This window comes from Pseudomonas sp. SID14000 (assembly GCF_002165135.1).
Taxonomy (GTDB): Bacteria; Pseudomonadota; Gammaproteobacteria; order Pseudomonadales; family Pseudomonadaceae; genus Aquipseudomonas.
The window spans coordinates 347,065-371,304 of record NZ_NFZQ01000001.1 but is presented as its reverse complement, the minus strand read 5'-3'; the positions used below and the strand labels follow the sequence as shown (position 1 = coordinate 371,304).

At 64.8% G+C, this 24,240-nt stretch carries 20 protein-coding genes; 10 read left to right on the top strand and 10 right to left on the bottom strand.

Annotated elements, in window-relative coordinates; translation table 11 throughout:
• Positions 1-45 precede the first annotated feature (45 nt).
• The 4 genes from ruvX to gshB all read right to left on the bottom strand — a co-directional run bounded on the left by ruvX (position 46) and on the right by gshB (position 3,392).
• The gene (gene ruvX / locus CAY82_RS01680; protein ID WP_087499669.1) at positions 46-483 is read right to left on the bottom strand and encodes a Holliday junction resolvase RuvX; all 438 of its coding nucleotides are present in this window, start codon (positions 481-483) and stop codon (positions 46-48) included.
• Positions 483-1,052, bottom strand: a complete 570-nt coding sequence (locus CAY82_RS01675; RefSeq protein ID WP_087499668.1) for a YqgE/AlgH family protein — start codon at positions 1,050-1,052, stop codon at positions 483-485. The genes ruvX and CAY82_RS01675 overlap by 1 nt, the downstream gene beginning before the upstream one ends.
• Positions 1,053-1,441: 389 nt before the next feature.
• Positions 1,442-2,347, bottom strand: coding sequence for an energy transducer TonB (locus CAY82_RS01670; protein ID WP_087499667.1), 906 nt, complete (start codon positions 2,345-2,347; stop codon positions 1,442-1,444).
• A gap of 91 nt (positions 2,348-2,438) precedes the next feature.
• Positions 2,439-3,392: a glutathione synthase gene (gene gshB / locus CAY82_RS01665; protein ID WP_087499666.1), complete on the bottom strand. Its 954-nt coding sequence runs from the start codon at positions 3,390-3,392 to the stop codon at positions 2,439-2,441.
• A gap of 237 nt (positions 3,393-3,629) precedes the next feature.
• Here gshB and CAY82_RS01660 point away from each other — a divergent pair, with 237 nt between their 5' ends.
• The 7 genes from CAY82_RS01660 (at position 3,630) to CAY82_RS01630 (ending at position 13,276) form a co-directional block, all read left to right on the top strand.
• A complete protein-coding gene (locus CAY82_RS01660; RefSeq protein ID WP_003257770.1) occupies positions 3,630-4,031 on the top strand; it encodes a PleD family two-component system response regulator in 402 nt (133 codons plus the stop codon).
• 47 nt (positions 4,032-4,078) lie between these two features.
• Positions 4,079-4,444, top strand: coding sequence for a twitching motility response regulator PilH (gene pilH / locus CAY82_RS01655; protein ID WP_012274551.1), 366 nt, complete (start codon positions 4,079-4,081; stop codon positions 4,442-4,444).
• Complete coding sequence (locus CAY82_RS01650; RefSeq protein WP_087499665.1) at positions 4,441-4,995, top strand: chemotaxis protein CheW; 555 nt, start codon at positions 4,441-4,443, stop codon at positions 4,993-4,995. The genes pilH and CAY82_RS01650 overlap by 4 nt, the downstream gene beginning before the upstream one ends.
• A gap of 41 nt (positions 4,996-5,036) precedes the next feature.
• Positions 5,037-7,073 carry a methyl-accepting chemotaxis protein gene (locus CAY82_RS01645; protein WP_256576212.1) on the top strand — a complete coding sequence of 679 codons (2,037 nt, stop codon included), beginning with the start codon at positions 5,037-5,039 and terminating at the stop codon, positions 7,071-7,073.
• Between the two features lie 9 nt (positions 7,074-7,082).
• Positions 7,083-12,035 (top strand): Hpt domain-containing protein, encoded by a 4,953-nt coding sequence (locus tag CAY82_RS01640; RefSeq protein WP_087499663.1) that lies wholly within the window; start codon positions 7,083-7,085, stop codon positions 12,033-12,035.
• Positions 12,028-12,501 (top strand): chemotaxis protein CheW, encoded by a 474-nt coding sequence (locus CAY82_RS01635; protein WP_087499662.1) that lies wholly within the window; start codon positions 12,028-12,030, stop codon positions 12,499-12,501. Before CAY82_RS01640 ends, CAY82_RS01635 begins: the two co-directional genes overlap by 8 nt.
• A 157-nt stretch (positions 12,502-12,658) precedes the next feature.
• Complete coding sequence (locus CAY82_RS01630) at positions 12,659-13,276, top strand: hemolysin III family protein (RefSeq protein ID WP_063911994.1); 618 nt, start codon at positions 12,659-12,661, stop codon at positions 13,274-13,276.
• Here the strand turns inward: CAY82_RS01630 and CAY82_RS01625 are convergent, their stop codons facing one another.
• Positions 13,277-13,996, bottom strand: coding sequence for a 16S rRNA (uracil(1498)-N(3))-methyltransferase (locus tag CAY82_RS01625; RefSeq protein ID WP_087499661.1), 720 nt, complete (start codon positions 13,994-13,996; stop codon positions 13,277-13,279).
• A gap of 129 nt (positions 13,997-14,125) precedes the next feature.
• Complete coding sequence (locus CAY82_RS01620; protein ID WP_087499660.1) at positions 14,126-15,532, bottom strand: adenosylmethionine--8-amino-7-oxononanoate transaminase; 1,407 nt, start codon at positions 15,530-15,532, stop codon at positions 14,126-14,128.
• A gap of 265 nt (positions 15,533-15,797) precedes the next feature.
• Between CAY82_RS01620 and CAY82_RS01615 the strand changes: the two genes are divergently transcribed.
• The 3 genes from CAY82_RS01615 to CAY82_RS01605 all read left to right on the top strand — a co-directional run bounded on the left by CAY82_RS01615 (position 15,798) and on the right by CAY82_RS01605 (position 19,069).
• On the top strand, positions 15,798-17,648 hold the full coding sequence (locus CAY82_RS01615; RefSeq protein WP_087499659.1) for a flavin monoamine oxidase family protein: 1,851 nt from the start codon (positions 15,798-15,800) through the stop codon (positions 17,646-17,648).
• A gap of 256 nt (positions 17,649-17,904) precedes the next feature.
• Positions 17,905-18,456 carry a cytochrome b gene (locus CAY82_RS01610; protein ID WP_087499658.1) on the top strand — a complete coding sequence of 184 codons (552 nt, stop codon included), beginning with the start codon at positions 17,905-17,907 and terminating at the stop codon, positions 18,454-18,456.
• A gap of 34 nt (positions 18,457-18,490) precedes the next feature.
• On the top strand, positions 18,491-19,069 hold the full coding sequence (locus tag CAY82_RS01605) for a YceI family protein (protein ID WP_087499657.1): 579 nt from the start codon (positions 18,491-18,493) through the stop codon (positions 19,067-19,069).
• A gap of 68 nt (positions 19,070-19,137) precedes the next feature.
• On the opposite strand, the gene CAY82_RS01600 is transcribed toward CAY82_RS01605, so the two are convergent.
• From CAY82_RS01600 to metF, 4 genes are all read right to left on the bottom strand, one after another.
• The gene (locus tag CAY82_RS01600) at positions 19,138-21,021 is read right to left on the bottom strand and encodes a DEAD/DEAH box helicase (protein ID WP_087499656.1); all 1,884 of its coding nucleotides are present in this window, start codon (positions 21,019-21,021) and stop codon (positions 19,138-19,140) included.
• Positions 21,022-21,240: 219 nt separating this feature from the next.
• Positions 21,241-22,029 (bottom strand): ABC transporter substrate-binding protein, encoded by a 789-nt coding sequence (locus tag CAY82_RS01595; RefSeq protein ID WP_087499655.1) that lies wholly within the window; start codon positions 22,027-22,029, stop codon positions 21,241-21,243.
• A 165-nt stretch (positions 22,030-22,194) separates the two neighbouring features.
• On the bottom strand, positions 22,195-23,271 hold the full coding sequence (locus CAY82_RS01590) for a hypothetical protein (protein WP_087499654.1): 1,077 nt from the start codon (positions 23,269-23,271) through the stop codon (positions 22,195-22,197).
• 92 nt (positions 23,272-23,363) lie between these two features.
• The gene (metF, locus tag CAY82_RS01585) at positions 23,364-24,209 is read right to left on the bottom strand and encodes a methylenetetrahydrofolate reductase [NAD(P)H] (RefSeq protein ID WP_087499653.1); all 846 of its coding nucleotides are present in this window, start codon (positions 24,207-24,209) and stop codon (positions 23,364-23,366) included.
• Positions 24,210-24,240: the final 31 nt, after the last annotated feature.

Genomic DNA, 24,240 nt, shown 5'->3' with positions numbered 1-24,240 from the left:
GGCTCCTCGGAAGGGGGCGCCGGGCGGGCCCGGCGGCAAAGATGATCAGGTATTGGCCTCCAGCCAGCCTTGCAACAACAGGGCGGCGGCGATGGCATCGACCGGGTTGTCGCGGTAGCTGCCGCGCTGGCCGCCACGGGCCATGCGCTCGCCCTTGGCCTCGAAGGTGGTCAGGCGTTCGTCGTGGGTGTGCACGGGCAAGTTGAAGCGGCCGTTCAGGCGGCGGGCGAACTTTTCCGCGCGGGCGCTCATTTCGCTGGGCGTGCCGTCCATGTTCAACGGTAGGCCGACGACGATGGCGTCGGGCTTCCATTCGGCAATCAGCTTTTCCACCTGGGCCCAGTCCGGCACGCCGTTCTGTGCTTTCAGGGTGCACAGCTCGCGGGCCTGGCCGGTGATCACCTGGCCGACGGCCACGCCGATCTGTTTGCTGCCGTAGTCGAAGCCCAGCAGCAGACGCAGTTCAGGTTGCAGTTCAGCCATCAGGCGTGGCCCGCCTGGCTGGTCAGCAGATTCAGGTTGATCCCCAGGCTGGCGGCGGCGGCTTCCAGGCGCAGGTCGCTGGTCAGGCCGAAGATGATTTCCGGGTCGAACGGGCAGTTGAGCCAGGCGTTGTCGGCAAGCTCCGCTTCCAGTTGGCCCGCTTCCCAGCCGGCATAGCCCAGGGTAATCAGGCTCTGTTTCGGGCCTGCTCCGGCGGCGATGGCAAGCAATACATCCTGCGAGGTGGTCAGCGACAGCCCTTCCAGTGCCACGGTGGCCTGGAAGCTGCACTCGCTGCTGTGCAGCACGAAGCCACGGTCGGTCTGTACCGGGCCACCCAGGTAGATCGGCACCTGCAAGGTACTGGCCGGTGGCATTTCGTCCGGGCGCAGTTGCTCGAGGATGTCGGCCAGGTTCAGCTCCTGTGGCCGGTTGACCACCAGGCCCATGGCGCCATGGGCGTTGTGCTCGACGATGTACGTGAGGGTCTGGGCGAAGTTCGGGTCGGCCATGTGCGGCATGGCGATCAGGAACTGATGCTTGAGGTAGCTCGGCGTGAGGGTTTTCATGGGGGATAGTGTGGCGCCAGGTGGCGAGGCTGACAAGGTGCGGTTTTGTGTCGCCTGCGCTGGCGCCTGTCTTGAGGGTTTCAGCGCCTGTGGGATCGAGCGCCGCCCGCGCGGCGCTTCGCGGGACAAGCCCGCTCCCACATTTGTTGCAACGTGCCGAACCTGTCAGGCCATGGTTGCCTGCCTTGGTGCATGTCTTGAGACTGGTGAGGCGGCGGCAGCGCCAGCCGAGAAATTGAGTCAGACCAACAAGGCTGACAACCATGGCCTAACAGACATGGCCACGTTGCAACAAATGTGGGAGCGGGCTTGTCCCGCGAAGCGCCGCGCGGGCGGCGCTCTATATCCGCGCCACCGCGTACCCAAAGCCCTACACCCAAGGCAAAAACTCAGTTACTGGACAAACGGTCCCCACGGGCAAAGCGCCATGTGCGGATGATCTCCAGCCGGTCAAATTCGGCCAGGTCCCCGGTAAACGGTGCAAACGGCGCTGCCAGCCGCACGATGCGCTGCGCCGCCTGGTCCAGCACCGGCTGCCCGGACGACTCCAGCACCAGCACCTCGTACAGCGAGCCATCGCGGTTGATCGACACCATCATGCGCAAGTTGCCGTATATCTGCTGCCGGCGTGCTTCATCGGGGTAGTTCAGGTTACCTACCCGCTCGACCTTCTTGCGCCACTCTTCCTTGTACCAGGCGCCCTTGTCGCGCATGGTCGAGGCGGCGTTCAGGCGGTGGATTCGCGGGCGTTTGGCATACATCTGCTGCTCGTTGGACAGCTCCGCCTCCAGGCTGGCGATCTGGCTGGACAGCTGCGAGCTGTCGAAGTCTGGCGCTGGCGTGGCCGGCTTGGGCTGCGCCTTGCTTTCCTTGGGCTTGGGCTCGACCTTCTGTGGCTTGGGCGCGGTAGTCACTACCGCCGACTTCTGCGGGACAGGGGGCGGTACCACCTCGGGCTTCGCGGCGGGCGGCGGGGTGATCTTGTTGATCTTGCTGTCCTGGAACGGCGCCAGTTCGGTGGTCTTGGGCACCGCTTTTTTGTCCAGGGTGCCGCTGCCCTGCTGGTTGTCCTGGGCCTGGAAATCGGCCTTCTCGGGCGGTTTCTCGCTCTTGAAGGTGGCCAGGGTGATGTCCATGGTGTGGCGGATTTCGGCAGGCTTGACCACGCTGAAACCGACGCCAAGTAGCAGCGCCAGGTGCACCAGGACAGCCAGGAACAGGGTGAAGCCGAGCCGGTCCGCCGGGCGAACACGGGGGGGCAGCAGGTCGGCGGGGATGTCAGCAGGCAGCGTCATCGGGTATCCAGCAACCGCAGGGCGGGGTAGCAGGCCAGGCAAAAAGGACCCGCATCATACCCCACTCTGGGTTGTTGCCGTGCGTCGGCGGTCAGCGCGCCTTCAGCTGGCGATCAATGGCATCCATCAATTGCCCGCCGATATCGGTGTTGTAGGCGGCATCGATCTCGCGGATGCAGGTGGGGCTGGTGACGTTGATCTCGGTGAGGTAGTCGCCGATCACGTCCAGGCCCACGAACAGCAGGCCCTTCTCGCGCAGGGTCGGGCCGACCTGGGCGGCGATCCAGCGGTCGCGGTCGGTCAGTGGGCGTGCCTCGCCACGGCCGCCGGCGGCCAGGTTGCCACGGGTCTCGCCGCTGGCCGGGATGCGCGCCAGGCAGTAGTCGACCGGCTCGCCGTCGATCATCAGGATACGCTTGTCGCCGTCCTTGATCTGCGGCAGGTATTCCTGCGCCATGATCTGCTGGTTGCCGTGCCGGGTCAGGGTTTCCAGAATCACCGACAGGTTGGGATCGTCCTTGCGGTGGCGGAACACCGACGCCCCCCCCATGCCGTCCAGTGGCTTGAGGATGACGTCACCCCGGCTGTCGGCGAACTCGCGCAGAATGTCCACGCGGCGGCTGACCAGCGTCGGCGCCATGCACTGGTGGAACTGGGTGGCGAACAGTTTCTCGTTGCAGTCGCGCAGGCTCTGCGGGCGGTTGACCACCAGCACGCCCTCGCGCTCGGCCTGCTCCAGCAGGTAGGTGCTGTAGACGAACTCCATGTCGAAGGGCGGGTCCTTGCGCATCAGGATCACGTCCAGGTCGGCCAGTGCGCTGTCCTGCTCCTCGCCCAATTCGAACCAGCGGGCCGGGTCGGCGAACACTTTCAGCGGGCGCATCTGCGCACGGGCCTGGCCGGCGCCCAGGTACAAGTCGCGCTGCTCCATGTAGAACAGGCTCCAGCCGCGTGCCTGGGCGGCCAGCAGCATGGCCAGCGAGCTGTCCTTCTTGTAGGAGATGGACGCGATGGGGTCCATGACAATGCCGAGGCGAACGCTCATGGGGTGGTTCCTCTTGGCGGCGAATGGCCGCGATGGATCGAAAGAAAAGTGGCTCAGGGTGGCGCTGTGAGCGCTGCCGGTCAAGGGGCGCGGCAGATGGAATGGCCACCCGGAGTGTGCTAAAAATGCCAGTCATAGTGCTGAATGACAGGCCCATGGGGCTGCTGCGCAGCCCTTTCGCGACGCAACGCCGCTCCCACGATGGCCCCAGGATTTCGGCAAATGGTAGCCCAACAGATGGAACAACCCCTGAAGGTGATGGTGATCGACGATTCGCGCACGATCCGCCGCACCGCGCAGATGTTGCTCGGTGAAGCGGGCTGCGAGGTGATCACTGCCAGCGATGGCTTCGATGCCCTGGCCAAGATCGTCGACCACCAGCCCAGCATCATCTTCGTCGATGTGTTGATGCCGCGCCTGGACGGCTACCAGACCTGCGCGGTGATCAAGCACAACAGTGCCTTCAAGGACACCCCGGTCATTCTGCTGTCGTCACGCGACGGCCTGTTCGACAAGGCCCGTGGCCGGGTGGTCGGCTCCGACCAGTTCCTGACCAAACCGTTCAGCAAGGAAGAACTGCTCGACGCGATCCGCGCCCACGTGCCCGGCTTTGCCGCAGCCCAACAACACGCACCCTGACCGCGCCCCGCCATGGCACGGTTCTACTTTCCTGATGGGGAAACAGCATGGCCCGAGTTCTGATTGTCGACGACTCGCCGACAGAGATGTACAGATTGACCGAATGGCTGGAAAAGCACGGTTACCAGGTGCTCAAGGCCAGCAACGGTGCCGATGGCGTGGCCCTGGCCCGGCAGGACAAGCCCGACGCGGTGCTGATGGACATCGTCATGCCCGGCATGAACGGCTTCCAGGCCACCCGCCAGCTCAGCAAGGACCCGGAAACCAGCGCCATCCCGGTGATCGTGGTGACCACCAAGGACCAGGAAACCGACCGTATCTGGGCCACGCGCCAGGGCGCCCGTGACTTCCTGACCAAACCGGTGGAAGAGGATGCGCTGATCGCCAAGCTCAAAGAAGTGCTGGGAGCTTGACCACCCGCCCGCAGGGCGCGTCGCTGACGGCCTTCGAGTTGTTGCTGGACATCGACCGGCGTTGCCGCCTGCTGGTCGCCGACCAGCCGCCGCAGGACAACCGCCTGCAGCAGTGGAGCGGTATCGGCTTTCGCATTGCCGGGCAGTGGTTCGTCGCGCCCATGGGGGAGGTGGCCGAGGTGCTGCGTGAACCGCGCAGCAGCCGCGTCCCCGGCGTGCAGCCGTGGGTGTGCGGGGTGGCCAACCTGCGCGGCCGGCTGTTGCCGGTAATGGACCTGAGCAGCTTTTTCGGTCTGGGCCACGCCGCCCCGGGCAAGCAGCGGCGGGTACTGGTGCTGGACCACGAGGACCTGTTCGTCGGCCTGCTGGTGGACGAGGTGCTGGGCCTGCAGCACTTTGCCCTGGACAGCCTGCAGCTGTCGCCACCACAGCCTCTGATTCGCGCCGCTGCACCCTTCGTGCGGGGGCATTTCCCGCGTGAACGCAACTGGGCGATCTTCAGCCCCTTCGCCCTGGCCCAGGCGCCGGGCTTTCTCGATGTGGCGTTATAGGACCTGCGAACGTGAACAAGCCCGTCACCCCCGTCACCACCGTGACCCCACGTACCCGCAGCATCGCGCAGATCACCGTGCTGTTCCTGATCCTGATCCTGTCGATCATCCTGCTGTTCGCCAACTTTGCTTATCTGAACACCCAGTCCAACTACGACAAGCAGTACATCGGCCATGCCGGCGAACTGCGTGTACTGTCGCAGCGCATCGCCAAGAACGCCACTGAAGCCGCCGCCGGCAAGGCCCTGGCCTTCAAGCTGCTGTCGGATGCGCGCAACGATTTCGAACGGCGCTGGGGCTACCTGCGCCAGGGGGACAAGTCCACCGGCCTGCCACCTGCACCGCCCACGGTGCGTGACGAGATGGAAACGGTACGCCGCGACTGGGAAAACCTGCGCAGGAACACCGATACCATCCTGGCCAGCGAGCAGACCGTGCTGTCGCTGCACCAGGTGGCGGCGACCCTGGCCGAGACCGTGCCGCAGTTGCAGGTGGAATACGAGAAAGTGGTCGAGATCCTGCTGCAAAGCGGTGCCCCGGCCACCCAGGTGGCAGTGGCCCAGCGCCAGCTGCTGCTGGCCGAACGCATCCTCGGCTCGGTCAACACCGTGTTGGCCGGTGACGACACTGCGGCCCAGGCAGCCGACGCCTTTGGCCGCGATGCCGGGCGCTTCGGCCAGGTGCTCGAGGGTATGCTCAGTGGCAACGCGGCGATCCAGGTGACCCGTGTCGAGGACGCCGACGCCCGTGCGCGCCTGGCCGAAATCGCCGAGTTGTTCCAGTTCGTTGCCGGTTCGGTGGATGAAATCCTCGAAACCTCACCGGAACTGTTCCGCGTGCGCGAGGCCGCGGGCAACATCTTCAGCCTGTCGCAAACCCTGCTCGACGAGGCCTCGCACCTGGCCAACGGTTTCGAGAACCTGGCCGGTGGGCGCACCCTCGACACCGTCGGCGGCTATGCCTTGGGCCTGCTGGCGCTGGCTTCGATCATCCTCATCGGTCTGGTCATGGTACGCACCACCAATCGCCAACTGCGCGAGACGGCGGAAAAAAACGAACGCAACCAGCAGGCAATCATGCGCCTGCTCGACGAAATCGAGGAGCTGGCTGACGGCGACCTGACCGTGACCGTGTCGGTGACCGAAGACTTCACCGGCGCCATTGCCGACTCGATCAACTATTCCGTGGACCAATTGCGCGATCTGGTCGCTACCATCAACCACAGCGCCATGCAGGTCGCTGCCGCTGTGCAGGACACGCAGAACACCGCACGCCAACTGGCCAAGGCCTCCGAGCACCAGGCCGAGCAGATCAGCGAGGCGTCCGAGGCGGTTGGCGACATGGTCGAGTCGATCGACCGGGTTTCGGCACATGCCTACGAGTCGGCCAAGGTGGCCGAGCGCTCGGTGGCGATCGCCAACAAGGGCAACGAGGTGGTACACAACACCATCAACGGCATGGACAACATTCGCGAGCAGATCCAGGACACTGCCAAACGGATCAAGCGCCTCGGTGAGTCTTCCCAGGAAATTGGTGACATTGTCAGCCTGATCGACGACATTGCCGACCAGACCAACATCCTTGCCCTCAACGCGGCGATTCAGGCCTCGCTGGCCGGCGAGGCCGGCCGTGGTTTTGCCGTGGTCGCCGACGAAGTACAGCGCCTGGCCGAACGCTCATCGTCGGCCACCCGGCAGATCGAGGCGCTGGTGCGCACCATCCAGGCCGATACCAACGAGGCGGTGATCTCCATGGAGCAGACTACCGCCGAAGTGGTGCGCGGTGCCCGCCTGGCCCAGGATGCCGGGGTGGCGCTGGCCGAGATCGAAGGCGTATCGCAGAACCTCGCCGACCTTATCCACAGCATCTCGGACGCTGCACAGTTGCAGACTTCGTCGGCCGGGCAGATCTCCCATACAATGGCGGTCATCCAGCAGATTACCGCGCAGACCTCCGCCGGCTCCAGCGCCACCGCCGACAGCATCCGGCACCTGGCGCGCATGGCCAGCGAAATGCGCCGTTCGGTGTCCGGGTTCACCCTGCCGCCCCAGCAGAGCCCAACTGACGAGCAGCGCTGAGGAGTGCCCATGGCTGTAGTTGCTGTAAGCCCGGAGCGTCACGACACGGTGGCGCTGGCCTGGACCAAGGCCGCCATCCTGGACTGCCTGGGCCAAGCGCGCCAGGCACTGGAGCGCTTTGCCGGCGAGCCGGGCGACCTGTCGATGCTGGCGTTCGTGGTCGACAACCTGCACCAGGTGCATGGTTGCCTGCGCATGCTCGAACTGCGCGGGGCCACGCGCCTGGCCGAAGAACTGGAGCTGTTCGCCAAGGCCTTGGCCGATGGCCAGGTCAGCCCTCGCGGTGATTGCCTGGGTGCATTGTTCCGCGGCCTGGAGCAATTGCCGTCGTATCTGGAACGCTTGCGCGGCGCCCGCCACGACCTGCCCCTGGTGATGCTGCCGCTGCTCAACCAGCTGCGTGCCTGCCGTGGCGAGGAGCCATTGGCCCAGGCCAGCCTGATCAGCGGAGCCACCCAACGGTTTGCTGGCGCCGACGACCTGGCCAACCTCGACCTGTCGCTGGGCAACTGGCGCGAGCAGTTGCAGGCCGGGCCGGGCCGCGATGCCCTGCGCTCGGTGGTGACCGCGCTGTGCGACGACCTGATGCGCATAAAGGAGCGCCTGGACCAGTTCGTGCGCGGTGATCGCCAGCACAGCGAGCAGCTCGATGCCCTGCTGGCACCGCTGCGCCACGTGGCCGACACCTTGGCGGTGCTGGGCTTTCAGCAGCCACGTCGGGTGATCATCGACCAGGTGCTGGCGCTACAGGCCCTGGCCCAGGGCGAGCGGGCGGTGGACGACGCGGTGTTGATGGATGTAGCGGGGGCCCTGCTGTATGTGGAGGCCACGCTCAATGGCATGGTCGGCCCGCTGGAGGAAAACGGCCAGGGCGGCCTGCCGGGCTCGGACCTGGCCGAAATCCGCCAACTGGTGTTGAACGAGTCGCTGAATGTGCTGCAGCAGGCCAAGGACCTTATCGGCGATTGCCTGGAATCCGACTGGCCGCGGCAACGCCTGCAAGCCTTGCCAGGGTTGTTGCAGCAGATTCGCGGGGCTCTGGCGATGTTGATGTTGCCGGCCGTGGCCGAGCTGTTTGCCGGTTGCGCCAGCTATGTGCAGCGCTGGCTGCAGCACCTGGAGGTGGAGCCGCCAGCCGACGAGCTGCGGCACCTGGCCGAGGCCTTGAGTGCCGCCGAATGCTACCTGCAATGGCGGGTGGCGGACCCATTGGCGGATGGCCAGCCCTTCATCGACATGGCGCACGCCAGCCTGGCGACGCTGGGCGTGCACTGCGCGCTGGTCGAGGCCACTGCAGGCCACGATGGCAGCGCTGATGGCATTGATGACGAGTTGCGCGAAGTGTTTCTCGACGAGGCCGGTGAACTGCTGCCGGAAATCGAGCGCCACTGGCTGCGCTGGCGTGCCGACAACCAGCAGCGCGAGGCACTGGGAGAAGTGCGTCGCGCCTTGCATACGCTCAAGGGCAGCGGCCGCATGGTGCATGCCGAGGCGGTGGCCGAGCTGGCCTGGGGCGCTGAGCACCTGCTGAACCGGGTGCTTGAGGGCCGCAGTGTGCTCACCCCGGAAGGTGTAGTGGCCCTGCAGCAGGTGTTCGTCCACCTGCCCGACCTGCTGGCCGACTTTGCCGCCGGCCAGTTACCACAACTGACGGAAATCGAGCAACTGGCCGGGCACCTGCATGCCCTGGCAGAAAACGATACCCCGGCAGCGGCCGAGATCGACGGCCTCGACCCGCAATTGCTCGATATTTTCCGCAGCGAGGCGCAGGGCCACCTGGCCAGCCTGGATGCTTTTCTGCAGGGCGCCGACGGCCATGACACGTTGGTCAGCGATGGCCTGCAGCGTGCCCTGCATACGCTCAAGGGCAGTGCGGCCATGGCCGGGGTGATGCCGGTCGCCGAACTGGCCACCGCCTTCGACCGCCTGGCTCGGGAATACAAGGGCCACCAACTGCCCCTGCAAATGGCCGAGATCGAATGGCTGGAAGCTGCGCGCTCGCTGTTCCACCTAGGCCTGGCACAACTCGACAGCACGCCGCTGGCGGCCATCCCCGGCGCCGCGGAGCTGATCGAGCAGGTCGGCCAGGCAGTGGATGGGCACCTGGCCAGCTTGCATGACGACCCGCAGCGTATGCGGCGCAGCAAGCGTGACCCGCAGTTGATCGCCAGCTTCCTGGCACAGGCTATGGATATCCTGCTGGATGCCGAGTCGTTGCTGTCGCGCTGGCAGGAACAACCCGGCCAGCGCGATGCGCTGGACACTCTGCTCGACGAACTGACCACCCTGGGCCACGCCGCGCACCTGGCCGAGCTGTGGCAGATGGATGACGTGTGCGAGGCCTTGCTCGACCTGTACGGCGCCGTGGAGGAGGGCAGCCTGCCCGCCGATGCGCGCTTCTTCGCTCACGCGCAGCGGGCCCATGAGGCCCTGCTGGACATGCTCGACGAAGTGGCGGCCGGGCAGGACATCCCGGCAAGGCCGGAGCTGGTCGACAGCCTGCGCAACCTGCTGGGCCAGGCCTTGGCACCGGAGGCCACTGGCCTGGTGGGCATCGACACGGTCACGCCGCTGCACCCGGACATGGACCTTGCCGATACCCTTGGCCTGGGGTTGGCGCACAACCCTTTGCTGCCGGCTGCGGCTGAGCCGCTGATCGAAGAGCCGGAAAGCCCTGGTGAAGAGCTGCTGGAAGTCTTCCTCGAAGAAAGCTCGGACATCGTCGAGAGTGCCGCTGCAGCCCTGGCGCGTTGGCAAGCCGACCCACGCAGCAGCGTCGAGGTGGATAACCTGATGCGCGACCTGCACACCCTCAAGGGGGTGGCGCGCATGGTCGAAATTGCGCCGATCGGCGACCTGGCCCACGAACTGGAATTTCTCTACGAGCTGCTGGCTGCTGGCCGCCTGCCGCCGAGCGCACCACTGTTCGCCCTGCTGCAGAACTGCCACGACCGCCTGGCGCACATGCTCGATGCCGTGCGTCTGGGCCAGCCGCTGCATGCCGCCACGGCGCTGATCGACTACATCCGCAACTTCAGCAGCGCGGCGCTGACTGACAGTGCGGCGGGCCAGGGGCCGGTGGGGGCTGCCACCAGCGAGGCGCCGGCGGCAGCCCCGGAGCGGGCGCCAGGCGACATGGTCAAGGTCGATGCCGACTTGCTGGACGATCTGGGCAACCTGGCTGGTGAGCACTCGATCATTCGTGGGCGCATCGAGCAGCAGGTCAACGATGCGCAGTTCACCCTCAACGAGATGGAAACCACCCTCGAGCGCATGCGCGACCAGTTGCTGCGCCTGGACATCGAGACCCAAGGGCGGATCTCCAGCCGGCAGCAGTTCGAAGGCGATGCCTATGACGACTTCGACCCGTTGGAAATGGACCGCCATTCGCAGTTGCAGCAGCTGTCGCGGGCCCTGTTCGAGTCCGCCTCGGACTTGCTCGACCTCAAGGAAACCTTGGCACAGCGCGCCCAGGAGGCCTACAGCCTGCTGCAGCAGCAGGCGCGGGTGAACAGCCAGTTGCAGGAAGGCCTGACCGCCACCCTGATGGTGCCCTTCGAGCGCCTGGTGCCACGCCTGCAGCGTGTGGTGCGGCAGGTGGCCAGCGAACTGGGCAAGCAGGTGGAACTGGTGGTCGGCAACGCCGAGGGCGAGCTGGATCGCAGCGTGCTTGAACGCATGGTGGCGCCGCTGGAGCACATGCTGCGCAACGCCGTCGACCATGGCCTGGAAAGCCGCGAAATGCGCCTGGCCGCCGGCAAGCCGGAGCAGGGCACCATTCACCTGAACCTGCTGCACGAAGGCGCGGACATCGTTATCGAAATGACCGACGACGGTGCCGGCGTGCCACTGGAAGCGGTGCGCCGCAAGGCCATCAAACGAGGCCTGCTGGACCCGCAGGCGCAACTGAGCGATCACGAGATTCTCCAGTTCATCCTGCGCCCGGGTTTTTCCACCGCCGAGAAGATCACCCAGATTTCCGGGCGTGGTCTGGGCATGGATGTGGTGCACGAAGAGGTCAAGCAGCTGGGCGGCTCGATGAGTATCGAATCGGCCCAGGGCAAGGGCGCGCGCTTCCTGATCCGCCTGCCGTTCACCGTGTCGGTCAACCGTGCGCTGATGGTGCACCTGGGCGAAGAGCAGTACGCGATTCCGCTGAACACCATCGAGGGTATCGTCCGCGTGCCGCCGGCCGAGCTTGCGGCGTGCTACCAGCTGGACGCCCCGCGTTATGTGTACGCTGGTCACGAATACGAGCTGCACTACCTGGGAGAGCTGCTGCAGGGCCTGCCGCGTCCGGCACTGCTCGGGCAGAGCGTGCCGCTGCCGGTGCTGCTGGTGCATTCCCAGGAGCAATCGTTCGCCATCCAGGCCGACAGCCTGTCGCCCAGCCGCGAGATTGTGGTGAAGAGCCTGGGGCCGCAGTTTGCTGCGGTGGCCGGGTTGTCGGGGGCGACGCTGCTGGGCGACGGCCGGGTGGTGCTGATTCTCGACCTGCTGGGCCAGTTGCGTGGCCAGCAGCGGCGCCGGGCGCGCCTGCCGGGCGGCGGTGCAGCCCAGCGCCAGGTGCTCGGCCCGGCGCCACGGCGGGCGTTGCTGGTAATGGTGGTGGACGACTCGGTGACCGTGCGCAAGGTCACCAGCCGCCTGCTGGAGCGCCACGGCATGAGCGTGCTGACGGCCAAGGACGGGGTCGATGCCATGGCCTTGCTGGAAGAGCACCGCCCCGATGTGTTGCTGCTGGACATCGAGATGCCGCGTATGGACGGCTTCGAGGTGGCCACACGTATCCGTCGTGACGAGCGGTTGAAAGACTTGCCGATCATCATGATCACCTCGCGTACCGGGCAGAAGCACCGCGACCGTGCCATGGCCATCGGCGTCAACGAATACCTGGGCAAGCCGTACCAGGAGTCGGTCCTGTTGCAGAGCATTGCCCACTGGAGCCAGACCCATGCTTGAACTGATCGCCGGCCAGCGCAGCAGCCTGACCGGGCTGTTGCTGCCATTGGGCGACCGTACCCTGGTGTTGCCCAACGTGGCGGTGGCCGAACTGAGTGGCCAGCGCAACCTGGTGTGCCAGCGCGGTGAACCGGCCTGGCACCTTGGCTGGATCGACTGGCGCCAGCAGCGCCTGCCGCTGATCGGCTTCGAGGCCGCATGCGGTGGCGAGACACCTTGCGGCGAGCGGGCGCGCGTGGTGGTGCTCAATGCTTTGGGTGATACCGGGCTGCGTTACCTGGCAGTGTTGCTGCAGGACATTCCGCGCTCGTGCAAGCTCGACAGCCAGCTTAACTACGTGGACGTGGCGCTGGGGCGCCTGGAGCTGGCGGCGGTGCAGGTGGGCGAACAGGTGGCGCGGGTGCCGGACCTGGTCGGGCTGGAACGGCTGGTGCGTGACGCGGAACTGCAACCTGAGTTTGGGTAGGATGGAAGGCGCAGGGCCTCTTCGCGGGTAAACCCGCTCCCACAAGGATCCCACAAGCCTGAGGGCGGTGCCGTACCTGTGGGAGCGGGTTTACCCGCGAAGAGGCCGGAACAGAAGGACGCAGGAACCCAGCCCACCTCAGGAGGTCTGTGTTTGCATGTATCACGGTGAACGCTTCAACGCCTGGACCCACCTGGTCGGTGCCGTCCTGGCCTGTATCGGTGCCATCTGGCTGATCGTGGTAGCGGGTCTGCAGGGCGACCCGTGGAAAATCGTCAGTTTCTCCATATACGGCGGCACCTTGCTGTTGCTGTACAGCATTTCTACCCTGTACCACAGCACTCGCGGGCGGGCGAAAGTGATCATGCGCAAGCTCGATCACCTGTCGATCTACCTGCTGATCGCCGGCAGCTACACGCCGTTCTGCCTGGTCAGCCTGCGCGGCCCCTGGGGCTGGAGCCTGTTCGGGGTGGTCTGGGGGCTGGCGGTAATCGGCATGCTGCAGGAGATCAAGCCGCGCTCCGAGGCACGGATCCTTTCGATCATCATCTATGCGGTGATGGGCTGGATCGTGCTGGTGGCGGTCAAGCCGTTGCTGCACTCGCTCGGCAGCGCCGGCTTTGCCTGGCTTGCCGCCGGCGGGGTGTTCTACACCGTCGGCATCATCTTCTTCGCCTTCGACAGCCGCTTCCGCCACTGGCATGGCATCTGGCACCTGTTCGTGATCGCCGGCAGCCTCATGCACTTCGTGGCGGTGTCGCTCTACGTGCGTTAGTTAAAAGTCGCCCCACAGTTGCTGCGCCACCGATAGTGCCACCACCGGTGCGGTTTCGGTGCGCAGCACGCGAGGGCCGAGGCGTGCGGCGTGGAAGCCGGCAGCCTTGGCCTGCTCGACCTCCGCTTCGCTCAGGCCGCCTTCGGGGCCTATCAGGAAGGCCAGGGTGGCAGGCCTGGCGTGGCTGGTGAGCGGTTCGGCGACCGGGTGCAGGACCAGTTTCAGGTCGGCCTTGGCGCTGTTCAGCCATTCGGCCAGGGTCACTGGCGGGTGGATGACCGGCAAGGTCGAGCGGCCGCATTGTTCGCAGGCGCTGATCGCCACCTGGCGCCAATGGGCCAGGCGCTTGTCGGCGCGTTCGTCCTTTAGCCGCACTTCGCAGCGTTCGCTGACGACCGGGGTGATTTCGTTGGCGCCCAGCTCGGTGGCCTTCTGGATCGCCCAGTCCATGCGCTCGCCACGGGACAGACCCTGGCCGAGGTGGACATGTAGCGGTGAGTCGGCCTGGCCGGCGAGGGCCTGGTCAAGGCTGACGCGGACGGTTTTCTTGCCCACTTCGAGCAATTGGCCGCGGTATTCCTGGCCGCTACCGTCGAACAACTGCACGGCGTCGCCGGGGGCCATGCGCAGTACGCGGCCGATGTAGTGGGCATGGGCTTCGGGCAGGTCGTGCTCGCCAAGGCTCAGGGGGGCGTCGATGAAGAAGCGGGACAGTCTCATGGTTCAGCTCGGACGAAAAGGGGTCATGTGACCCTGTGGGAGCGGGTTTATCCGCGAAAGCGGCGGTGGACTCACAATCGCATTCGCGGGTAAACCCGCTCCCACAGGGTTCGGCGGCGGCTTTCGGGCTTAGCCCGGGTCGCGGAAGTCGGGGTGGAAGTTGGCCGGTACGGTCACGCTGATGCTATCGCGGGTGGCAATGTCGATGCCTTCGCTGGCCACTTCTGCCAGGAAGTCGATTTGCTCCGGCGTAATCACATAGGGCGGCAGGAAGTACACCACGCTTCCCAGCGGGCGCAGCAGGGCGCCACGCGTCAGGGCATGCTCGAACACCTTCAGGCCACGCCGCTCCTGCCACGGGTAGGCGACCTTGCCGGCCTTGTCCTGGACCATCTCGATGGCCAGGGCCATGCCGGTCTGGCGAATCTCGGCCACATGCGCGTGGTCGGCCAGGTGCGCGGTGGCGCTGGCCATGCGTGTGGCCAGCGCCTTGTTGGCCTCGATCACGTTGTCCTGCTCGAATATGTCCAGGGTCGCCAGCGCCGCGGCGCAGGCCAGCGGGTTGCCGGTGTAGCTGTGCGAGTGGAGGAACGCGCGCAGGGTCGGGTAGTCGTCGTAGAACGCCTGGTACACCTTGTCGGTGGTCAGGCAGGCTGCCAGCGGCAGGTAACCGCCGGTCAGGGCCTTGGACAGGCACAGGAAGTCCGGGCGGATGCCGGCCTGTTCGCAGGCGAACATGGTGCCGGTGCGGCCGAAGCCCACGGCGATCTCGTCGTGGATCAGGTGCACGTCGTAGCGGTCGCAGGCCTCGCGCAGCAGCTTGAGATACACCGGGTGGTACATGCGCATGCCGCCGGCACCCTGGATCAGCGGCTCGACGATCACCGCGCTGATCGAGGCGTGGTGCTCGGCCAGGGTCTGCTCCATGGCCTGGAACATGGTGCGCGAGTGCTCTTCCCAGCTCATGCCTTCGGGGCGCAGGTAGCAATCGGGGCTGGGCACCTTGAGGGTGTCGAGCAGCAGCGCCTTGTAGGTTTCGGTGAACAGCGGCACATCGCCGACCGACATGGCGGCGATGGTTTCGCCGTGATAGCTGTTGGTCAGGGTGACGAAGCGCTTCTTGCCCGGTTTGCCGACGTTCTGCCAGTAGTGGAAGCTCATCTTAAGCGCCACTTCGATGCATGACGAACCGTTGTCGGCATAGAACACCCGGTCGAGGCCGGCCGGGGTCATGGCCACCAGGCGCTCGGACAGCTCGATCACCGGCTGGTGGCTGAAACCGGCCAGGATCACGTGCTCCAGTTGGTCGACCTGGTCCTTGATGCGCTGGTTGATACGCGGATTGGCGTGGCCAAACACGTTGACCCACCAGCTGCTCACCGCATCCAGGTAGCGTTTGCCTTCGAAGTCTTCCAGCCACACGCCTTCGCCGCGCCTGATCGGGATCAGCGGCAGCTGCTCGTGGTCTTTCATCTGGGTGCAGGGGTGCCACAGGACCTTGAGGTCGCGTTGCATCCACTGATCATTGAGGCCCATCGGCACTTCTCCTGGCTTTGCGGCTTGGTTCGACGGCGTAAGCCTAAGCAATGCGGCAGGGCAGGACAACCGCCTCTGTTCCCGGAAGGGCTAACTTTGCTTGCCGCCATGCTGCATGGACAAAGGCAAAAATGTGAGGTGCCAAAAGCACTTGATGTCGCTGTGCTGGCAGGGTCGGCAGACCTGACGTATTCTTAACGCATCTCTCCCGGGGCATTTCTGCCTCTCCCCGTTTCTGTAACCCCCTGACTCGGAGTTCGCCGACATGGCTGCTGCTTGGGTGCGCCTGTGCGCGTTGGTATTGATTGGTGTGTCCAGCGGCGCCGCGCTGGCAAAGGACAAGACACCCTCGGCGATCGTCGTGGGTGGCGGCCTGGCGGGCCTGACGGCCGCCTATGAGCTGCAGAACAAAGGCTGGCAGGTGACGCTGCTGGAAGCCAAGTCGGGCATGGGCGGGCGCTCGGGCCTGGCCACCAGCGAGTGGATCGGCAACGCCAAGGCGCAGCCGGTGCTCAACCAGTACCTCGACCGTTTCAAACTTGAAACACTGCCTGCACCGGAGTTCGTGCGCACCCCCGGTTACCTGATCGACGGCGAGTATTTCAGCGCCACCGATCTGGCCACCAGGCAGCCGGCCACCGCCGAGGCGCTCAAACGTTACGAGAAAACCCTCGACGACCTGGCCCGATCGATCGACGACCCGTTGAACCCGCAGGCCACCAGCACGCTGTTCGCCCTCGACCAGATCAACGTCTCCACCTGGCTGGACAAGCTGCAACTGCCGACCACTGCCCGTCAGCTGATCAACCAGCAGATCCGTACCCGCTACGATGAGCCATCGCGCCTGTCGCTGCTGTACTTTGCCCAGCAGAACCGTGTGTATCGCGGCGTCAGCGACCGTGACCTGCGTGCCGCGCGCCTGCCCGGCGGCAGCCCGGTGCTGGCCCAGGCCTTCGTCAAGCAACTGAAGACCATCAAGACCAGTTCGCCGGTGACCTCCATCGTCCAGGACAAGGACGGCGTCACGGTCAAGGTCGGCAGCGTCGGTTACCAGGCGGACTACCTGGTCATGGCCGTGCCCCTGCGCGCCCTGGCCAAGATTCAGATGACCCCGGGCCTGGACAGCCAGCACCTGGCGGCGTTGAAAGGCACCAACTATGGCTGGCGCGACCAGTTGATGCTCAAGTTCAAGAAACCGGTGTGGGAAAGCCGCGCGCGCATGTCGGGCGAAATCTTCAGTAACGCTGGTCTGGGCATGCTGTGGATCGAGCCCGCGCTCAAAGGTGGCGCCAACGTGGTGATCAACCTGTCGGGCGACAACGCCCGCCTGCTGCAGGCGTTCGGCGACAAGCAGATGGTCGACCAGGTGCTGATCCGCCTGCATGCGTTCTACCCGCAGGCCCGTGGCTCATTCACCGGTTACGAGGTCAAGCGCTACAGCACCGACGCCAGTACCGGTGGCGCCTACCTGGCCTATGGCCCGGGGCAGATCAGCAAGTACTGGCGCCTGTGGGAGCGCCCGGTGCAGCGCATCACCTTTGCCGGTGAGCATACCGACGCCCTCTACCCAGGCACCCTGGAAGGCGCCCTGCGCAGTGGCCAGCGCGCGGCGAGCCAGGTGCAGGACCTGCTGGCCGGCAAGTCGTTCGACCCGGCCAAGGCGGCACCGGTGGCGGCGGCAGCGGCAGGTGCCGTAGCGGCCAAGGAGAGCAAGGGCGGGTTCTTCTCCAACCTGTTCGGTGGTTCGTCCGACAAGAGCGACAAGGCGGACAAGGCCCCGGCCAAAGCTGAGCCGAAGCCGGTCGATGAGGCCAGGCAGGAAAAGCCGGGCTTCTTCAAGCGCCTGTTTGGCGGGGCGGACAAGCCTGAGGTGAAGGCCGAGCCGATTGCCAAGGCCGAGGACGTGGCGCCGGCACCTGCGCCAGCGCCGCAAGCCGCGCCGGCCCCGGTTGCGCCAGCGGCTGTGGTCAAGGAAGCGGCGGCCAAGCCTGCTGCGACCAAGGCTGCACCTGCCAAGCATGCATCGGCGCACAAGCCAGCCCAGACCAAAAAGGCGACTGCCAAGTCCGAGCCGGCCAAGAAAGCTGTGGCCAATACCCAGGCCAAGGCTGGTTGATTTATTGACAGAGTTGGCCTCTTCGCAGCACAAGGCTGCTCCTACAGGTACTACGCCGTCCTGTAGGAGCAGCCTTGTGCTGCGAACGGGCCGGCACTGGTAACCGCTGATTACCCAACTATCTTTAATGTTTCCTTAATGGGAAGCTTACAAAATAAATATCGGATTTTTCGATAATCCAGAGCAATTTTTTCCGCTTTTCTTCGATACGTTACGCGTTAGTCTGTGCACAGCTTTCACGGGGAAACACGTCAACATGCAACTGCGCAATTCACCTTCTCGCTACGGCGTGGTCAGCATCGTCCTGCACTGGGGCGTAGCTCTGGCAGTCTTCGGCCTGTTCGGCCTGGGCCTGTGGATGGTCGGCCTCGACTACTACAGCCCTTGGCGCAAGGCCGGCCCGGACCTGCACAAGAGCATCGGCCTGGTGCTGCTGGCGGTGATGCTGCTGCGGGTGGTCTGGCGCTTCATCAGCCCGCCACCACCGGCACCGGCCAACCATGGCGCACTCACCCGCCTGGCGGCCAAGCTCGGCCACCTGGCCCTGTACGTGGGGCTGTTCGCGGTAATGATCGCCGGTTACCTGATTTCCACCGCCGACGGTGTCGGCATTCCGGTGTTCGGCCTGTTCGAAGTACCGGCACTGGTCAGCGACCTGCCCGACCAGGCAGACCTGGCTGGCGTGATTCATCTCTGGCTGGCCTGGGGCTTGGTGATTTTTGCCGTGCTGCATGCCTTGGCAGCGCTCAAGCACCATTTCATCGACCGTGACGCGACCCTGACCCGCATGCTGGGCCGCAAAGCTTGACTCTCAACCTCAATTGCATAGGAAGGAAGTAAGGATGTTGAAAAAGACTTTTGCCGCACTGGCGCTCGGTACCGCTCTGTTCTCCGCTGGCCAGGCCATGGCTGCCGAGTACAAGATCGACAAGGAAGGCCAGCACGCGTTCGTTGACTGGAAGATCAGCCACCTGGGCTACAGCTTCATCCACGGTACCTTCAAGGACTTCGACGGCAACTTCACCTGGGACAGCGCCAAGCCTGAAGCCAGCAAGATCAACGTCGACCTGAAAACCGCCAGCCTGTGGTCGAACCACGCCGAGCGTGACAAGCATATTTCCAGTGCCGACTTCCTCGACGTGAAGAAGTACCCGCAAGCCAAGTTCGTCTCCACCAGCGTCAAGCCGACTGGTGACAAGACCGCTGACGTGACCGGCGACCTGACCATGCACGGTGTGACCAAGCCGGTTACCTTCAAGGCCACCTTCAACGGTGAAGGCAAGGACCCATGGGGCGGCGAGCGCGCTGGTTTCAACGCCACCACCACGCTGAACCTGAACGACTTCGGCATCAAGGGCCCGGGCGCTACCTCGCAGACCCTGGATCTGGATATCAGTGTCGAAGGTGTGAAGCAGAAGTAAGTATTGCCTTGGCAATAAAAACGCCGCCCATTGGGCGGCGTTTTTGTTTCCCGTTGTAGGCTCCAGGCTTAGCCCTTGCGGGTCAGCAGCGCCGGGCGCTCACCGCGCGGGCGGCTTGGCAGGTCATCCAGCTGCTCTGGCGTCGGATAACGGTCGAGCTTGGACTCCTTGCGGATGATCACCGGCTGTTTTTCCGGCTGGCGCGGGTTGCGCACCGCAGGCTCTTGCCGAGCAGCATCTTCCCGGGCCGGGCGACCACGGCCGCCGCCATCACGACGGGCACCGCCACCGTTGTTGGCACGGGCCGGGCGTTTCTCGCCACCGCCACTGCGCTGCTGGCCACCATTGCGGCCCTGGCCACCCGCATTGCTACGCTGGCCGTTACCTTGAGCCTGACCTTGGCCGGCATTGCCACCTGGGCGGCGATTGCGGCCCTGGTTCTTGTTCTGGTACGGGCTGACATAATCGGCGCGGTTGCCGAAGTTGTCGATCTCGTCGTCCAGGAACTCTTCCGGGTCACGGTCGGCAGGTACTCTCGGAACGCTGCTGTTGCTGGCCTGCTGTTGCTGCTGGCGCGGCTTCTTGTCACGCGGCTTGCGTTGTTGCTGTTGCTTGTCGCCGCTCTTTTCCTTGTCGGCCGGCTTGTCCGCAGCCTGTTGCTTGGCCTTGCCTTTATCCTTGCCCTTGTCCTTTCGGCCGCCGTTGGCGTCTTTGCCGCCTTCGCCGCGGGCCTGCTGGTTACGGCCACCACGGCCGTTGTTCTGCTGGCGTTCGCGCACTTCAGGCTTTTCGGCCTCTACCTGGCTGGCGTCGAAGCCCATCAGGTCGCCGTCCGGGATCTTTTGCCTGGTCACCCGCTCGATGCTCTTGAGCAGTTTTTCTTCATCCGGCGCGACCATGGAAATGGCCTCGCCCGAGCGCCCGGCACGGCCGGTACGGCCGATACGGTGGACATAGTCCTCCTCGACGTTCGGCAGCTCGAAGTTGACCACGTGTGGCAGCTGGTCGATGTCCAGGCCACGGGCGGCGATGTCGGTGGCGACCAGTACGCGAACGCTGTTGGCCTTGAAATCGGCCAGTGCCTTGGTGCGGGCGTTCTGGCTCTTGTTGCCGTGGATCGCGGCGGCGGTCAGGCCGTGCTTTTCCAGGTACTCGGCCAGGCGATTGGCGCCGTGCTTGGTGCGGGTGAACACCAGCACCTGCTCCCAGGCACCCTGGGTGATCAGGTGCGCCAGCAGCGCGCGCTTGTGGCTGGCGGGCAGGCGGTAGACGCGCTGCTCGATACGCTCGACGGTAGTGTTCGGCGGGGTGACCTCGATACGCTCCGGGTTGTGCAGGAGCTTGTCGGCGAGGTCGGTGATGTCCTTGGAGAAGGTAGCCGAGAACAACAGGTTCTGGCGCTTGGCCGGCAGGCGGGCGAGGACCTTCTTGACATCGTGGATGAAGCCCATGTCGAGCATGCGGTCGGCTTCGTCCAGCACCAGGATTTCCACGTGGGCCAGGTCAACTTTACCTTGGCCTGCCAGGTCGAGCAGGCGGCCCGGGCAGGCGACCAACACGTCTACACCCTTGGCAATCGCCTGGATCTGCGGGTTCATGCCGACGCCGCCAAAAATGCAGGCGCTGACCAGTGGCAGGTCACGGGCATAGACCTTGAAGCTGTCATGCACCTGGGCTGCCAGCTCGCGGGTCGGGGTCAGGACCAGTACGCGAGGTTGGCGTGGGCCATGGCGCTGCGACTTGTCGGGGTGGCCAGCCGGGAACAGGCGCTCAAGGATCGGCAGGGCGAAACCGCCGGTTTTACCAGTACCTGTCTGTGCGGCGACCATCAGGTCGCGGCCTTGCAACACGGCGGGAATCGCCCGCTGTTGCACGGGGGTCGGCTGGGTATAGCCCGCAGCCTCGATAGCGCGGACAAGAGCCTCGGAGAGACCGAGGGAAGCAAAGGACATGGGCAATCCTGTTCTCGTGTGGGCTGGGCCCGTTTGGGATGTTCTGCCTGGCGCGACGGGCATCGGTGGGATGCGATCGCGTCCGGTCCAGCTGGGCTTTCACTGCACATCCGGGTAACGGAGGGTGGACGCGAAGGCGCGTCGATGCCGATCGGGATGCCTGTTGCGAGGCCGAGCGTCCGGGCGTGAGCCGGGCGGGAAGGCCCGAGTATAACAGAGCTATCGCGCTGTGCTGCTTTCCTGCTGCTCAACGGCGTTGAGAATGTTTCCGCTGTGGCTTGTGTAGCGGTTGCTGATTGCCTCGTAGGCCGGTTCCTGCTTGAAGCGCCGCAGTTCCGCGGCGAAGGCCTGGGCCAGTGCCTCCCGCCCCGGCTTGCGCGCCAACCCCAAATACTGTGGCTGACGGCTGATCACCAGTGGCAGTTCCTCGATTTGTTGCTGCAGGCCCAGATGCCGCAGCAGGTAATGCCCAACCCTGCGGTCGGTGATTGCCAGGTCGATGCGGCCTAGCATCAGCTTGCCGAAGTTGGCTTCATGAGTAGGCGCGGCTTCGCGCTTGAAATGTACGGCCTCGGTGAACGCTGCACCATAGGCGTAGCCGGGTGAGGTGCCAACGGTGAGGCCGACAAGGTCATCCAGACTATTGACGGCATGGCGACGTGCGCGAGCCTGGAAGAGGACGAACTCGACCTGCGACATGGGCTCGGGGGCGTATACCAGGTATGGCTGGCGCGACTCGGTCTGAAAGACGTCCATGATGCCGTCGGCCAGGCCTTGCTCAATCATTGCCAGACAGCGCTTCCAAGGCAGGAACTGCCATTCCACCTCGACGCCAAGGCGTTCGAACACCAGGGTGGTGACTTCGTAGTCGATACCGTGCGGCTGGCCGTTGTGCTGGTACGCATAGGGTGCCCAGTCGTCGGTCACCAGGCGCAGGCGCTCGCCCAAGGCCAGCGGGCTCAGGCAGGCGAGCAACAGGATCCAGAACAAACGGGCGACGGGTGGCATGGCCGGAGATTACGCGCTCGGCCTGTTCAAGGCCAGTGGGGATGGTGTTCTCCTGTGCCGGCCTCCTCGCGGGTAAACCCGCTCCCACAAGTACTGCGCAAGTCTGCAAGCCAGCAGAGATCCTGTGGGAGCGGGTTTACCCGCGAAGAGGCCGGCACAGGTCACTCAAGTGTGGGAAGACCTCAGCAGATGCGCCTCGATATCTTTGCGCCGCTCGCCCAGTGACAGGCGCAACCCCGGGTGGCGCAGGCACTGGCGCAGTTGCTCGGGCTCCATGTGGCCATGGCGGGCATTGAGGTTTTCCAGGGCCTTGTCCCACCAGGCCGGCGCGCAGGCGCGGTCGAACTCATTGGGGTAGGGGTAGCAGCCATACAGAAGCTCGCGGGCGAACTGGCGTTCGTGGCTGGGCAGGGTCATGCTCAGCGCCTTGTAGCCCAGGCGTTGCAGGGCCGGTGGCCGTGGCAACTGGTCATTGACCAGGGGCACGTCGGCCAGCGCTGCGTGGCTCAGCAGGTCGTGGCCGTGCTTGCGCAGCCAGGCCTGGATCTTGGCGCGGAACTGCGCCTTGCGGCTCCAGTAGTGGTGGATGACATCGGTGCATTCGGCCAGCTCCAGCGTGCGGTAGGCTGCCACCGCCAGGCAGAACTCCTCGAGGGTATAGGCCTCGCGAGCCAGGGGGTGGAACTCGTCCATCATGGCGATGGAGCGGTCCAGGGTGCCGGCGTCTTCGGCAGTTAGGCCGATCACCCCGGAGTTGACCAGTGGCATCTGGCAATCGGCCAAGCCTCGGGATTCGAGGATGGCCAGCAGGTTCTTGTACAGCAGGCACTTCTGGTTGCTGCCGTAGCGCGCGCCGATGGCATTGCACAGCAGGCGGCCCGGGGCTACCCGGGCGAACAGCTCCAGCGGCGACTTGCGGAAGAAGGTGTCGGTGTCGATCAGCACTGCCAGTGGGTGTTGTTGCAGCACCTGGCGCAACAGCACATGCTTGCTGCGAAAGTGATAACCGTGAGGGGCGTTCCATGCCTGGCGCGTGGCTTCGTCTAGCAGGTGTACGGTGACCGGCAGGCCGGCATAGGGCTGCGGATTGTCGGTGTAGACCTGGATGTCCATGGCTTCGCCTGCCGCTGTGCCCAGGTGGGCGAGGGCGCTGACGATGCTGAAGCAAGCTTCCTGATGGTAGGTTGCCGGGCCAAAAGCCAGGTAGACGAGCTGTGGACGCGATGGCTGGTGTGGCTGCATGGCGGGCAAGACCTGTGTAACCGGAAAATGAATAAGGCTTTAGTCTATGACCAAAGCCTTAATCAAATCTTAAACAGATTTTGCAAAAAATTTCAGCGCGGCAGCTTCAGATTGTTCCAGATCGCCAGGCTCGGTTCGGCCTGGTTCAAGGTGTAGAAGTGCAGGCCCGGTGCGCCACCTTGCAGCAGCTGTTCGCACATGCGGGTGATCACTTCTTCGCCGAATGCCTGGATGCTGGCGGTATCGTCGGCATAGGCTTCCAGCTGCTTGCGGATCCAGCGTGGGATCTCGGCGCCGCAGGCGTCGGAGAAGCGCGCCAGCTTGCTGTAGTTGGTGATCGGCATGATGCCGGGCACCACCGGGATGTCTACGCCCAGCTTCTGCGCGCGCTCGACGAAGTAGAAGTAGCTGTCGGCATTGAAGAAGTACTGGGTGATGGCGCTGTCGGCACCGGCCTTGACCTTGTGCACGAAGTTGGCCAGGTCAGCCTCGAAGTTGCGAGCCTGTGGATGCATCTCCGGGTAGGCGGCCACTTCCAGGTGGAAGTGATCAGCGGTTTCCTGGCGGATAAATTCGACCAGATCGCTGGCGTAGCGCAGTTCGCCACTGGCCATGCCCATGCCTGAAGGCAGGTCGCCACGCAGGGCGACGATGCGCTTGATGCCTGCTGCCTTGTATTCGGCCAGCAGGGCGCGCAGTTCAGCCTTGGTGTCGCCTACGCACGACAGGTGCGGTGCGGCAGGTACCTTCACTTCGCTTTCCAGCTGTAGCACGGTGTTCAGCGTGCGGTCGCGTGTCGAGCCACCTGCACCGTAGGTGCAAGAGAAGAAGTCCGGGTTGCAGGCGGCCAGCAGGCTGGCAACGCCCATCAGCTTTTCGTGACCGGCATCGGTCTTGGTCGGGAAGAACTCGAAACTGTAACGGCGTTCCTGGGACATCAGGCGTTCCTCTAGCAGCAAGCTTCAAGCG